This is a genomic window from Pseudomonas sp. FW305-E2 (assembly GCF_058782925.1).
Map to the genome: position 1 here is coordinate 34,217 of NZ_JBYSYE010000015.1, position 12,732 is coordinate 46,948.

Genomic DNA, 12,732 nt, shown 5'->3' on the forward strand with positions numbered 1-12,732 from the left:
TCGCCTGCCTTTCTATAAAGATTTCAAGAAAAGGAACTGTCATGGCCGAACCGCTTGCTACAACCCCGATCCGTTACAGCTTCGGCGCCGACGAGCACCTGTTTGCCGAAGTCAGCGAAAGCATGTCGCTGGAGGCCTTTTTCAAGGGTATGGCCGTCACCCGTGCGGTGGAGCGCATGGCCCTGGATGGCGTACTTGATGTGTGCCTGGCCAATGCGTCGTTCCAGGTCCGCTTCGACCCGGACCGTATCGCCCCCGAGGCACTGCTCGAAGCCGTGCGCGGCGCCGAGGCGCAGGCGGAGGCCGAGCGTTCGTTGCAGACGCGGATCATCGAGATCCCGGTGCTGTACAACGACCCCTGGACCCATGAAACCCTGATGCGCTTTCGGGATCGCCACCAGGACCCGACCAGCACTGACCTGGAGTACGCCGCGCGCATCAACGGCCTGGCCGATGTCGAGGCCTTCATCGCCGCCCACAGGGGCGCGCCATGGTTCGTGTCGATGGTGGGCTTTGTCGCCGGCCTGCCGTTCATGTTCCAGATGGTCGAGCGCGAGCGGCAGCTGCAGGTGCCCAAGTACCTGCGACCCCGTACCGACACGCCCAAGCTCACCCTGGGCCATGGCGGCTGCTTTGGTTGCATCTACTCGGTGCGCGGGGCGGGGGGCTACCAGATGTTCGGCGTCACCCCGGCACCGATCTACGACCCGCAGCAGACCTTGAATTACCTGAAAGAGCACATGGTGTTCTTCCGCCCGGGTGACATCGTGCAGTTCAAGCCTATCGACCGCCGCACCTACGACCGGGCGGTGGCGGAGGTGGAGGATGGCTGCTTCGACCTGCGCATTCGCCCGGTGACGTTTTCCCTGGACGCCTTCCTCGCCGACCCGGTCGGCTACCCCAAATCGTTGCAGGAGGTGCTGGCATGATCAAGGTACTCAAACCGGGCTTGGCCACTTCTGTACAGGACCTGGGCCGCGAAGGTTACTACCACCTGGGCATTCCACCGTCCGGCGCACTCGACCAGTACGCCTTGAGCGCAGCCAACCACCTGGTGGGCAACCCGGCCGGCGCTGCGGGCCTGGAGTGCGCGCTGGTGGGGCCGGAGCTGGAGTTTCGGCAGGACGCACTGGTCGCTGTGTGCGGCGCGCAGATGCCAGCGTTGCTCGATGGCCGCGAGCAGCGCCCGGACACTGCGTTTGCCGTGCGGGCCGGACAAGTGTTGCGTTTCGGCTTTCCAACAGCGGGCGCCCGGGCCTACCTGGCAGTGGCCGGAGGCATCGATGTGCCCGAGGTACTGGGTAGCCGGTCCACCTACGCGCTGGGCGCGTTGGGTGGCTTTCATGGGCGCAAACTGATGGCGGGCGACCTGCTGCCGGTCGGCGTGCCCAGCGGCAAGACCCGTGCCGGTGCAAGCTTGCCCATGGCCCTGCGTCAGGCCTTGGGGGGCGAGGTGGTGTTGCGGGTGGTGCCTGGGCTGTACTTCCACCGCCTGACCGAAGCTGCAGCGCAACGTTTCTTCACCGACGCCTGGACCGTTGGCTCCGAAGCGGACCGCATCGGTTATCGCTACAAAGGCGGCAGCGCCTTGAGTTTCCAACCGCGCGAGCAGCCGTTCGGTGCGGGGTCGGACCCGTCCAATATCGTCGACAGCTGCTACCCGATCGGATCGATCCAGGTGCCGGCAGGGTTGGAACCGATCATCCTGCATCGCGATGCAGTGTCGGGGGGCGGCTACGCCATGATCGGCACGGTGATCAGTGCCGACCTCGACCTGATCGGGCAGATGCAGCCCAACCAGCAGGCGCGGTTCCTGCCGGTGAGCCTGGAGCAGGCACTGGAGGCGCGGCGTTCGTACAAGAAGAAGCTGGCCTGCCTGGCCAGGCTCTTCAGTTGAGCATGATGTTTTCGCTGTAGCAGCGGCCTTGTGCCCGACGGGGCCGCAACGGGCTCCGCGGCTACGCCGAGCGCGCAGGTTTGCTGATGGTCTTGCCGGTTTGCGAGGCCACCTCAGGGGCTTGGCCGTCCCGCTGTTTGCCTTGGCGCGCCAGGCCTTCAAGTTGCGGTATCAGCATGCCTTCCGGCAAATGCCGCCAGAACCGCCCAGGCATGTGCAGGCGCAAGGCGTCCGGGTTGAGGCGGGCCGGGTTGAAGGTGTGGCGGTAGTAGGTGCGCCAGAGTTCGGCGCCGGGGTCTTCGGCGTTGCGGGCCCACTGGCGCCAGGGCTCGGGGCACTGTCGCTGGTAGTCGAACGACTGGCCGTCGAAGCGAATGCCATCCTGTGGCGTGGCAATCAACCAGCGCAAACGCCCCAGGCGGTCGGCAAAATGCGCGCTGGCACTGTGCAGAATGTCGTGTGCCGGCTCGTGATAGGCCACCAGCTCCAGTTGCAAGTGCTCAGCCAGTTCATCAGGCAGCGGCACGAAGCGTACAAACGCGTGCAAGTGATGTGCCTCGCGGGTTACCTGCTTGATGCGCCGTTGCAGCTCACTGCCCAGCCGGTCACCGGCCAGCATTGCCGTGCGGTCGCCATGGGCGACGCGCCACAGCACTTCATACAGCAGGTTCCAGCGCTGTTCGCCACGGTAGCGCGAGGCCTGCTCCAACTGGCTCAGCAGTGCGGCCGGGACTTTGGCCCGGAAAGGGCCAGGCCCTTCAGGCGGCGCTGCCGGCACGGCCAGCAGGTCCGCCATCGGGCCTTGCGACCAGGTGACTTCCGACGGGTCGATGCCATGGCTCAACAACACCCGGGCCTGGTCGCGCCAGGTGGCGAACAGGTCGTCGCAGTCGAGTGCGATCACCCCCATAACCCCATCTGCACGGGCGCTGGCGGCTCACTCAAGCGCGCGCGCAGCAAGCCGCTGCGCAGCTCGGCCTGGGCGGGGCGGTAGTCGCTGGTGACGATGAACGGCCGTGCCTTGTCCAGCACGCAGCGCAGCTGGATCAGGTCGTCATAACGGATGCGCCGCTCCCGCCGCAGGGCGACCAGGCGCTGTACGCTGCGCAGGCCGATGCCGGGGATACGCGCCAGTAGCGCCGGCTCGGCGCGGTTCACGTCCAGCGGGAAGACTTCGCGGTTGGCCAGCGCCCAGGCCAGCTTGGGGTCGATGTCCAGTGCCAGGTTACCGCTGTGGCCCAGCAGCTCGCCAGCCTTGTAGCCATAGCCACGCAGCAGGAAGTCGGCCTGATACAGGCGGTGTTCGCGTAGCAGCGGTGGTGCGGCGAGGGGCACGCTGCCGGGGCTGTCGGGGATCGGGCTGAAGGCGGAGTAGTACACGCGCTTGAGGCCGTAGCCCTGGTACAGCGACTCGGCATTGCGCAGCAAGGTACTGTCGTCGGTGCTGTCGGCGCCGACGATGACTTGGGTGCTCTGCCCGGCTGGGGTAAAGCGCGGCGCCCTGGGCTCGTTGGCCACGGCCTGCTGGCCCTGATGAATCACGCCCATGGCCTGGCGAATGGTGCGCCCTTGCTTTTCCGGCGCCAGGCGCTTGAGGCTGGCGTCGGTGGGCAGTTCGATGTTGACGCTGAGGCGGTCGGCCAGGCGCCCGGCCTCTTCGATCAGCAGCGGGTCGGCATCGGGGATGGCCTTGAGGTGGATGTAGCCGCGGAAGCTGTGCTCTTCGCGCAACAGCCGGGCCACACGGATCAGCTGCTCCATGGTGTAGTCCGCCGAGCGGATGATGCCGGAGCTGAGGAACAGGCCGCTGATGCAGTTGCGCCGGTAGAAGTCCAGGGTCAGGCGTACCACTTCCTCGGGGCTGAAGCGCGCGCGTGGCACGTTGCTGGAGCGGCGGTTGACGCAGTACTGGCAGTCGTACAGGCAGAAGTTGGTCAGCAGTACCTTGAGCAGTGATACGCAGCGGCCGTCGGGGGTGTAGCTGTGACAGATACCCATGCCATTGGTAGCACCCAGGCCGTCAGCGCCGCGCGAGTTACGCTTGGGCGCGCCGCTGCTGGCGCAAGATGCGTCGTACTTGGCGGCATCGGCCAAGATGCCGAGTTTGGCGATGAGTTGCATGGCGCTGTCTCGCAATACTGAATATTCATACAGTATTTTGAGATTTGATGGATTGCAAGCAGTTTGCGCCAGCCATGCCCGACCCTAACCGTCAGCTAAGCTTTGGCTGAGTCTTGCAGGGCAACGAGGCATGGGAGAGGTTATGAAGATCACCATCAAGCCAACATTGGCGCTGGCCGGTCTGGCGTGGGCAATCGCTATGCTCAATGCCCAGGCTGCAGAAACCCGAAAGGTCGATGTGCTGCTGGTAGGCGGCGGCATCATGAGTTCCACCTTGGCTGTGTGGCTCAACGAACTGGAACCCGGCTGGTCGATGGAAATGGTCGAGCGCCTGGACAAGGTGGCCGAAGAAAGCTCCAACGGCTGGAACAATGCGGGTACCGGCCACTCGGCCCTGGCTGAGCTGAACTACACGCCGGAAAAAGACGGCAAGATCGACATCAGCAAAGCGGTGGAAATCAACGAATCTTTCCAGGTGACCCGGCAGTTCCTTGCCTGGCAAGTGAAACAGGGCGTGCTGAAAAACCCGCATTCGTTCATCAACACCACCCCGCACATGAGCTTTGTCTGGGGCGATGACAATATCCGCTTCCTGAAGAAGCGCTACGAGGCGCTGCAGGCCAGCCCCCTGTTCAAACCCATGCAGTATTCCGAAGACCACGAGCAGATCCGCAAGTGGGTACCCTTGATGATGGAAGGGCGTGACCCCAATCAGAAGCTGGCCGTGACCTGGACGCCGATCGGCACCGACGTCAACTTTGGCGAGATCACCCGGCAGTATGTGGGTTACCTGCAGACGCGGCCGAACTTCGATCTCAAGCTGTCGAGCGAAGTGCAGGACATCACCCGTAACGACGACGGTTCCTGGCACGTCGAGTACAAGAACCTGAAGAATGGCAGCAAGGCAGCCACCGATGCCCGGTTCCTGTTCATCGGCGCTGGCGGGGCGGCACTGCCGCTGCTGCAGAAGTCGGGTATCGACGAGGCCAAGGACTATGGCGGCTTCCCGGTCGGTGGCTCGTTCCTGGTCACTGACAACCCGGCTATCGCCCAGCGTCACATGGCCAAGGCCTATGGCATTGCCGCAACCGGTGCACCGCCCATGTCGGTGCCGCACCTGGACACCCGGGTACTTGATGGCAAGCGCCTGATCCTGTTTGGGCCGTTCGCCACCTTCTCGACCAAGTTCCTCAAGCAGGGCTCATTGCTTGACCTGCTCGCCAGTACCAGCGTGCACAATGCCTGGCCGATGGTGCGGGTAGGGGTACGCGAGTTCGACCTGGTGCAGTACCTGATCGGGCAGGTGCTGCAATCGGACGATGACCGCTTCGAAGCGCTGCGCACCTACTTCCCCGAGGCGAAGAAAGAAGACTGGCGGCTGTGGCAGGCGGGCCAGCGGGTGCAAATCATCAAGAAAGACGAAGCGTTGGGCGGTGTGCTCAAGCTCGGTACCGAGGTGGTGACGTCCAGGGACGGCAGTATCGCCGGCTTGCTGGGGGCCTCTCCCGGTGCGTCGACCGCTGCGCCTATCATGCTCGACGTGTTGAACAAGGTGTTCAAGAACAAGGTGGCGTCGCCCGAGTGGCAGGCCAAGATCAAACAGATCATCCCGTCCTATGGCATCCGCCTGAACGACCACCCGGACCAGCTAGAGAAGGAGTGGGCATATACCAACGAGGTGCTGCAGCTTGAGCCGCCTGTCAGTCCACAGCGCCCTGAGTCCATAAGACCGGCTGACGGCCAGGGAGTGGCCAGCCGGTAATCATTGCAGTCAAGCTGGCGCAATCTTGCCACGTCCGATGCCGTAGTAAGTCAGCCCTGCCGAGGCCATGTGCTCGGGTTCGTACAGGTTGCGGCCATCGAACACCACCCGGTCGGCCAGCTGCTGCGGCACCTCGTCCAGGTTGAGCACACGGTAGTCCTGCCATTCGGTGACGATCACCAGGGCATCGGCGCCCCGCAACGCATCGTCCTTGCAGGGCACCAGTTGCAAGTCGGCACGCGGGCCGTAGTGGCGCCGGATTTCTTCCATGGCCTGAGGGTCGTGGGCCTGCACCCGTGCGCCCGCGGACCACAACGCTTCCAGCAGGACCCGGCTGGAGGCTTCGCGGATATCATTGGTATTGGGCTTGAACGACAACCCCCACAGGGCAAACACCTTGCCCCGCAGGCCGCCAGGGTAGTGGCGCTGGATCTTGCTGAACAGCCGGCCCTTCTGCTGCTCGTTGACCGACTCTACTGCGCGCAGCAACTGCGTCTCGAAGCCTTCTGCCTCGGCACTGTGGCGCAGGGCTTGCAGGTCTTTGGGGAAGCACGAGCCGCCAAATCCGCAGCCGGCGTAGATGAAGTCATAACCGATGCGCGGGTCCGAGCCGATGCCACGGCGCACCATTTCGATGTCGGCCCCCAGGTGCTCGGCCAGGTTGGCGATTTCGTTGATGAAAGAAATCTTGGTGGCCAGCATGCAATTGGCTGCGTACTTGGTCAGCTCGGCACTGCGCGCGTCCATGACCATGAACTTTTCGCGGTTGCGGTTGAACGGCAGGTAAAGCTCGCGTAGCAACTCCACTTCGGCCGCTTCTGCGCCGCCGATGATGATGCGCTGGGGGCGCATGCAGTCATCCACCGCAGACCCTTCCTTGAGAAACTCCGGGTTGCTGATCACCTGGAAGCGACTGGTATCGGCCACGGCCTGGGCGATGCGTGCCTTGATGCGGTGTACGGTACCCACCGGCACGGTGGACTTGTTGACGATTACTTTGGGCCCGTCAGCATGCTCGAGGATGCTGTCGACCACGGCGAAAACGTGCTTCAGGTCGGCACTGCCATCGGCTTGCGGCGGAGTACCGACGGCAATGAACTGCAACCGGGCATGGTTGGCAGCCACTGCGGCATCCGTGGTGAAGCGCAGCCGACCGCAGGCGAGGTTCTTCTCCAGCAGCGGCGCAAGGCCGGGCTCGAAGATCGGGCAATGGCCCTCACTCAGGCTGGCCACCCGATCGGCATCGACATCCATGCACAACACCGAATGGCCCACCTGGGCCAGGCACACCGCCTGGGTCAGGCCGACATAACCGGTTCCGAAAACCGTGACCTTCATTTGACAGCTCCTTGATAGGAAAGCTGAAAAAAAATGTCACATCGTTGTTTAGGAATTGTGACCTGAAGGATGTGCGCGTGGACCATATGGCCGTTATTCCACGTCGCCCAGGCAGAGCATCTAAACTTAATGACAGCTCGCGTTAGCGCGTTGTACCGCGAACGAAAACCCTTGAACCGACCACCGCCTTCCCGGAGCGGATGTCCCTCGTTGGCGATGGCCTTCTTGCAGAGGAGGGCAGGTCATGGACGAGGCAAGGCTTCACGATTTCATGGGCAAGCTGGTGGGCGACATGGGCGCAGCGGCGACGCTGGCCAATGTCATTCTCGGCGATGAACTGGGGCTGTACCGGGCCATGGCCGACAGCCAGGCGGTCACCCCAGAGCAACTGGCGGAAAAGACCGGCTGTCACCCGCGGCTGGTGCGAGAATGGTTGAATGCCCAGGCGGCATCGGGCTACATGGTCCATGACAAGGGCCGTTTTGTGCTGCCTGAAGAACAGGCCATGGCCCTGGCGCTGGAGGATTCTCCGGCCTACATGGCCGGCGGCGCGTCAGTGGTGGCGGCGCTGTTCCATGACAAGGACAAGCTGGTAGCCGCCATGCGCGGCGATGGCGGGTTGGCCTGGGGCGATCACCACCCGTGCATGTTCAGCGGTACCGAGCGGTTTTTCCGGCCGGGGTATCGCACCTTCCTGGTAGCGGATTGGCTGCCGGCACTGGAGGGTGTGGTGGCCAAGCTGCAGGCGGGCGCCAAGGTGGCGGATGTGGGGTGCGGTCATGGTGCCTCGACGCTGGTGATGGCGCAGGCGTTTCCGGCGTCGACCTTCGTGGGGTACGACTATCATCAGCCTTCGATCGTCACCGCCAACGCGCGTGCGCGTGAAGCGGGGTTGGAGTCGCGGGTGAGCTTCCAGCAGGCCAGCGCCAAGGAGTACCCGGGGCATGACCATGACCTGGTGTGCTTCTTCGATTGCCTGCACGACATGGGTGACCCGGTCGGGGCAGCCAGGCATGCCTACCATGCTTTGAAAGCGGATGGCACGGTCATGCTGGTGGAGCCTTATGCCGAGGACTCGCTGGAGGGTAACCTGACACCGGTCGGGCGCTTGTTCTATGCGGCGTCGACGTTTATCTGCACGCCCAATTCGTTGTCGCAGGAAGTGGGGCTGGGGTTGGGTGCGCAGGCCGGGGAGGCGCGATTGCGGGCGGTCTTCGAGGAGGCAGGGTTCAGCAGGTTCCGGCGGGCGACGCAGACGCCGTTCAACCTGATTCTGGAGGCCCGCAAGTAGAGCGTGATCCTGCACCGGCCTCTTCGCGGGCTCGCCCACACAGGTTACGTGCTTGTTTCAGGCCTGTGGAGCGCCTGGGCTGCCCGCGAAGTGGCTGGGCCTGGAAAGCAGAAGGGGCGCCATGTGGCGCCCCTTCTGTTTGTTGCTTAGGCTTCAGCGTCCCAAGGACGATCGCCTTTTTCATCTTTGACACGGGTCGGCAGGCCCATCACGTCCAGCGCCTTGAGGAACGGCTCGGCTGGCAGCTCCTCGACGTTGACCATGCGCTTGGCATCCCACTCGCCACGGGCTACCAGCAGGGCGGCAGCCACTGGCGGTACGCCGGCGGTGTAGGAAATGCCCTGGCTGTCGGTCTCGGCGTAGGCTTCTTCGTGGTCGGCCACGTTGTAGATGAACACTTCGCGCGGCTGGCCATCCTTGGTGCCTTTGACCAGGTCGCCGATGCAGGTTTTGCCGGTGTAGCCAGGGGCCAGCGAGGCCGGGTCTGGCAGTACAGCCTTGACCACTTTCAGCGGTACCACTTCCAGGCCTTCGGCGGTTTTCACCGGTTGCTCGCTGAGCAGGCCCAGGTTTTTCAAAACCGTGAACACATTGATGTAGTGCTCGCCGAAGCTCATCCAGAAGCGCACGTTCGGGACGTTGAGGTTCTTCGAAATCGAGTGAACTTCATCGTGGCCGGTCAGGTACAGGTTTTGCGAGCCTACCACTGGCAGGTCGTCGGTACGCTTGACCTCGAACATGGTGTTGCTGGTCCACTGGCTGTTCTGCCAGCTCCACACTTGTCCGGTGAACTCGCGGAAGTTGATTTCCGGGTCGAAGTTGGTGGCAAAGTACTTGCCATGTGAACCGGCATTGACGTCGAGAATATCGATCGAATCAATGCTGTCGAAATACTGTTGCTGCGCCAGCTTGGCGTAGCTGTTCACCACACCCGGGTCGAAACCGACGCCGAGAATGGCGGTAATGTTCTTTGCCTGGCACTCTTCGAGGTGTTTCCACTCGTAGTTGCCGTACCACGGTGGGGTCTCGCAGATCTTGCCCGGCTCTTCGTGGATGGCGGTGTCCAGATAGGCGACACCCGTATCGATGCAAGCACGCAGCACCGACATGTTGAGGAAGGCGGAACCCACATTGATCACGATCTGCGATTCGGTTTCGCGGATCAGCGCCTTGGTTGCCTCGACATCGAGGGCATTGAGCGAGAAGGCCTGGATGTCGGCGGGTACCTTGAGGCTACCCTTGGCCTTGACGCTGTCGATGATGGCCTGGCATTTGGAGATGTTCCGTGACGCGATGGCGATACGACCCAGTTCGTCGTTATGCTGCGCGCACTTGTGGGCCACCACCTTGGCGACACCTCCTGCACCAATGATAAGAACGTTCTTCTTCAATTTACCCTTTGCTCCTTACTTGAAAGCCGGTCTTACGACAGGCTGGAAACGTAGTCTTCGAAACCGAACTCGCGGACGACTTCGACGCTGCCGTCGAGCTGCTTGACCACGATGGAAGGCATCTTCAGCCCGTTGAACCAGTTTTTCTTGACCATGGTGTAACCCGCCGTGTCGATGAACGACAGGCGATCGCCAATGGCCAGCGGACGGTCGAATTGGTACTCGCCGAAGATGTCACCGGCCAGGCATGACTTGCCGCAGACCATGTAGGTATGCTCGCCGTCATTGGGGGCCATCTTGGCGTTGAGGCGGTAGATCAGCAGGTCGAGCAGGTGCGCTTCGATCGAGCTGTCGACCACGGCCAGGTGCTTGCCGTTGTACAGGGTATCGAGCACGGTCACTTCCAGCGAGGCGCTGTTGGTGATGGCGGCTTCGCCCGGCTCCAGGTAAACCTGCACGCCGTATTTTTCCGAGAACGCCTTCAGGCGCGCGCAGAAGGCGTCTACTGCATAGTCTTCACCGGTGAAGTGAATGCCACCACCAAGGCTGACCCACTCGACCTTGTGCAGGAGGTGGCCGAATCGCTCTTCGATGTGCGTGAGCATCTTGTCGAACAGGCCGAAGTCACCGTTCTCGCAGTTGTTGTGGAACATGAAGCCGGAGATGTGTTCGATCACCTGCTCGATCTTGGCCGGGTCCCATTCGCCCAGGCGGCTGAACGGGCGGGCCGGGTCGGCCAGCAGGTAGTCGGAGCTGCTGACCTGCGGGTTGACGCGCAGACCACGCACCTTGCCTTCGGACTGTTCGGCAAAGCGTTGCAGCTGGCCGATCGAGTTGAAGATGATCTTGTCGCAGTTCTCAAGCATCTCCTCGACCTCGTCGTCGGCCCAGGCCACGCTATAGGCATGGGTTTCGCCGGCGAACTTCTGGCGGCCGAGCTTGAGCTCGAACAGGGAGGACGAGGTGGTACCGTCCATGTACTGCTGCATCAGGTCGAACACCGACCAGGTGGCGAAGCATTTGAGGGCGAGCAGCGCCTTGGCACCGGAGTGTTCGCGCACGTAGGCGATCTTCTCCATGTTGCTGAGCAGCTTGGTTTTATCGATGAGGTAATACGGCGTCTTGATCATTTAAAGGCCCCCGGCCAGGCCGGCCAAAAAAAGGACACGCATTGTGCCTTCACTTGCCGCAGACCGAAAGGGCGGGATACGCATTTCGTCAGGGTTGACGCCATTGCGTGGGCTTTTCGGTTGCGGCGAGCCTAGTAGATCAGGTGCATGTGACTGTCGTAATCACCCCCGACAGATGGCAGCTTCAGTCTGCCTGCTGCAGCCAGGCCTGGATCTGCTCCAGTGTTGCGGTAGCGCCGCCACAGACCACCACCAGGACATTGCGCAAGGCGCCCAGTGCCTTGGCATCATAGGCCACTGCCAACGCCGCCCCGCACGCGGGCTCGACCAGCACACGGTGGTCCAGCAAGAACCGCTCACAGGCCTCCAGCGCTGCGCGATCGCTGACCAGATGGCTGTGCACCGGATGCTGCTGCACGCACGTCAGCGCCTGATCAGCCACACGCTTGGCCCCCAGCGACGTGGCCACCGAGGCGATGCGCTCCAGCTCCACCGAATGCCCAGCCTGCATGGCCGCATGCAGCGACGCCGCGCCCTCGGTTTCTACTGCCAGCACCGGCACATCGCCCCAGCCATTGCGCTTGAGCCCCTCTACCACGCCACTGAGCAAGCCGCCCCCGCCGACTGACAACACCACCGCGTCCGGCTTCAGGCCGGCTTCGGCCACTTCATCCACCAGGCTGGCATGCCCGGCCCACAGCAGTGGGTCGTCGAATGGGTGGATGAAGGCATCGTTCGGGCCTACCAGTGTCTGTGCCAGGGCGTTGGCCTCTTGCCAGGAACTGCCGTGCACCACCACCTTGGCGTCTTCCAGGTGCAGCAGCTGCTTGGCCCGTTCGGTGGTGGTTTCGGGTACCACCACGGTCACCGGCACCCCCAGCTTGCGTCCGGCGTAGGCGACTGCCAAACCGGCATTGCCACCTGACGAGGACACAAAGTGCCGGGCGCCACGCGCGTGGTGTACCTCGCAGGCGTAGCCTACACCGCGCAGTTTGAACGAACCGCAGGGTTGCAGGGCGTCGAGCTTGAGCCAGATATTACGACCGGCCGCCAACGACAGCGGGCGCGACTCGATCAGGGGGGTATGAATGTGCAAGGTCATTGGCTGGCTCCGCGTAGTTGCTCGAGGTAGTTGTAAATGGTGTAGCGCGTCACGCCTAGAGCGCTGGCAGCCTTCTCGACGCCGCCCTTGACGATGAACAGGCCGCGCTCCTGCATGACGCGCACGGCCTCGACCTTGGCCTGTTTGTTCATCCGCCCCTGGCCGCTGCGCTGCAGGGCAGCCTGGATGATCTCGCTCATCAGCAGCTCCATGTCGGCCGGTTCGTTGACCGCCGGTATGGCCCCCAGCGGCTGCAACTGCTGGAGAAAGCTCATGGCAGCATCCAGGCCGGTGACGTCGGTGTTGACGCACAGGCTGGCGAAGGGGTGGCCGCTGCTGTCACGGAAGATTGCCGTGGCACTCCGTAGCGTGCGGCCTTTGAGCGTAGTGGGGTAATCGGGCAGCACCACCGGCTCACAGCCGTGCTGGTCGGCCGAGGCCTGCATCAGTGCCTTGAAACCCTGGTCCTGCTCCGGTGCGGCGAGGATCGGGCTGCCCACGCTGCGGCCGGAAAGATGACCGTTGACGATCGCCACCACCGAGTGTTCGGGGTGGTCAAGGTCGTGCAGGAGTATTTCCATGTTGCGCGCGGCAACGCTGCCCAGGGCCTGGATCGCGGCCTTGAGCACGGTGAGGGTGAGTTGGCGTTCTTCGCTGGGGGTGATAGGCATGGCAGACCGCTAAATCAACTGTTTGTGCA

General features: G+C 63.0%; 11 protein-coding genes. 4 read left to right on the forward strand and 7 right to left on the reverse strand.

Annotated features, from left to right (window positions below; all coding sequences use genetic code 11):
* Positions 1-41: 41 nt before the first annotated feature.
* Together AC3WLP_RS13765 and AC3WLP_RS13770 are read left to right on the forward strand one after the other, a co-directional pair.
* Positions 42-929 carry a 5-oxoprolinase subunit B family protein gene (locus tag AC3WLP_RS13765; RefSeq protein ID WP_088512227.1) on the forward strand — a complete coding sequence of 296 codons (888 nt, stop codon included), beginning with the start codon at positions 42-44 and terminating at the stop codon, positions 927-929.
* Positions 926-1,897 carry a 5-oxoprolinase subunit C family protein gene (locus AC3WLP_RS13770; protein ID WP_003248102.1) on the forward strand — a complete coding sequence of 324 codons (972 nt, stop codon included), beginning with the start codon at positions 926-928 and terminating at the stop codon, positions 1,895-1,897. The genes AC3WLP_RS13765 and AC3WLP_RS13770 overlap by 4 nt, the downstream gene beginning before the upstream one ends.
* Positions 1,898-1,958: 61 nt before the next feature.
* On the opposite strand, the gene AC3WLP_RS13775 is transcribed toward AC3WLP_RS13770, so the two are convergent.
* Together AC3WLP_RS13775 and AC3WLP_RS13780 are read right to left on the reverse strand one after the other, a co-directional pair.
* Positions 1,959-2,807, reverse strand: coding sequence for a TIGR03915 family putative DNA repair protein (locus AC3WLP_RS13775; protein ID WP_088512226.1), 849 nt, complete (start codon positions 2,805-2,807; stop codon positions 1,959-1,961).
* Positions 2,798-4,018, reverse strand: a complete 1,221-nt coding sequence (locus AC3WLP_RS13780) for a putative DNA modification/repair radical SAM protein (protein ID WP_003248106.1) — start codon at positions 4,016-4,018, stop codon at positions 2,798-2,800. The genes AC3WLP_RS13775 and AC3WLP_RS13780 overlap by 10 nt, the downstream gene beginning before the upstream one ends.
* A gap of 142 nt (positions 4,019-4,160) precedes the next feature.
* Here AC3WLP_RS13780 and mqo point away from each other — a divergent pair, with 142 nt between their 5' ends.
* Positions 4,161-5,780, forward strand: coding sequence for a malate dehydrogenase (quinone) (gene mqo / locus AC3WLP_RS13785; RefSeq protein WP_017147658.1), 1,620 nt, complete (start codon positions 4,161-4,163; stop codon positions 5,778-5,780).
* A gap of 9 nt (positions 5,781-5,789) precedes the next feature.
* Here the strand turns inward: mqo and AC3WLP_RS13790 are convergent, their stop codons facing one another.
* Positions 5,790-7,118 carry a UDP-glucose dehydrogenase family protein gene (locus AC3WLP_RS13790; RefSeq protein WP_012052521.1) on the reverse strand — a complete coding sequence of 443 codons (1,329 nt, stop codon included), beginning with the start codon at positions 7,116-7,118 and terminating at the stop codon, positions 5,790-5,792.
* A 244-nt stretch (positions 7,119-7,362) separates the two neighbouring features.
* Here AC3WLP_RS13790 and AC3WLP_RS13795 point away from each other — a divergent pair, with 244 nt between their 5' ends.
* Positions 7,363-8,409: a class I SAM-dependent methyltransferase gene (locus tag AC3WLP_RS13795; protein ID WP_003248119.1), complete on the forward strand. Its 1,047-nt coding sequence runs from the start codon at positions 7,363-7,365 to the stop codon at positions 8,407-8,409.
* A 146-nt stretch (positions 8,410-8,555) separates the two neighbouring features.
* On the opposite strand, the gene AC3WLP_RS13800 is transcribed toward AC3WLP_RS13795, so the two are convergent.
* The 4 genes from AC3WLP_RS13800 to AC3WLP_RS13815 all read right to left on the reverse strand — a co-directional run bounded on the left by AC3WLP_RS13800 (position 8,556) and on the right by AC3WLP_RS13815 (position 12,703).
* Positions 8,556-9,800 (reverse strand): saccharopine dehydrogenase family protein, encoded by a 1,245-nt coding sequence (locus AC3WLP_RS13800; RefSeq protein WP_003248123.1) that lies wholly within the window; start codon positions 9,798-9,800, stop codon positions 8,556-8,558.
* Between the two features lie 32 nt (positions 9,801-9,832).
* Positions 9,833-10,930 (reverse strand): carboxynorspermidine decarboxylase, encoded by a 1,098-nt coding sequence (locus tag AC3WLP_RS13805; protein WP_014756455.1) that lies wholly within the window; start codon positions 10,928-10,930, stop codon positions 9,833-9,835.
* 184 nt (positions 10,931-11,114) lie between these two features.
* On the reverse strand, positions 11,115-12,032 hold the full coding sequence (locus tag AC3WLP_RS13810) for a pyridoxal-phosphate dependent enzyme (RefSeq protein WP_003248127.1): 918 nt from the start codon (positions 12,030-12,032) through the stop codon (positions 11,115-11,117).
* The gene (locus AC3WLP_RS13815; protein WP_003248128.1) at positions 12,029-12,703 is read right to left on the reverse strand and encodes a helix-turn-helix transcriptional regulator; all 675 of its coding nucleotides are present in this window, start codon (positions 12,701-12,703) and stop codon (positions 12,029-12,031) included. The genes AC3WLP_RS13810 and AC3WLP_RS13815 overlap by 4 nt, the downstream gene beginning before the upstream one ends.
* Positions 12,704-12,732: the final 29 nt, after the last annotated feature.

Excerpts from the sequence above, each read along its gene's own strand:
- AC3WLP_RS13765 (WP_088512227.1), top strand. The coding sequence starts at position 42 with ATGGCCGAACCGCTTGCTACAACCCCGATCCGTTACAGCTTCGGCGCC.
- mqo (WP_017147658.1), top strand. The coding sequence starts at position 4,161 with ATGAAGATCACCATCAAGCCAACATTGGCGCTGGCCGGTCTGGCGTGG.
- AC3WLP_RS13780 (WP_003248106.1), bottom strand. The coding sequence starts at position 4,018 with ATGCAACTCATCGCCAAACTCGGCATCTTGGCCGATGCCGCCAAGTAC.
- AC3WLP_RS13815 (WP_003248128.1), bottom strand. The coding sequence starts at position 12,703 with ATGCCTATCACCCCCAGCGAAGAACGCCAACTCACCCTCACCGTGCTC.
- AC3WLP_RS13770 (WP_003248102.1), top strand. The coding sequence starts at position 926 with ATGATCAAGGTACTCAAACCGGGCTTGGCCACTTCTGTACAGGACCTG.
- AC3WLP_RS13810 (WP_003248127.1), bottom strand. The coding sequence starts at position 12,032 with ATGACCTTGCACATTCATACCCCCCTGATCGAGTCGCGCCCGCTGTCG.
- AC3WLP_RS13795 (WP_003248119.1), top strand. The coding sequence starts at position 7,363 with ATGGACGAGGCAAGGCTTCACGATTTCATGGGCAAGCTGGTGGGCGAC.
- AC3WLP_RS13775 (WP_088512226.1), bottom strand. The coding sequence starts at position 2,807 with ATGGGGGTGATCGCACTCGACTGCGACGACCTGTTCGCCACCTGGCGC.
- AC3WLP_RS13805 (WP_014756455.1), bottom strand. The coding sequence starts at position 10,930 with ATGATCAAGACGCCGTATTACCTCATCGATAAAACCAAGCTGCTCAGC.
- AC3WLP_RS13790 (WP_012052521.1), bottom strand. The coding sequence starts at position 7,118 with ATGAAGGTCACGGTTTTCGGAACCGGTTATGTCGGCCTGACCCAGGCG.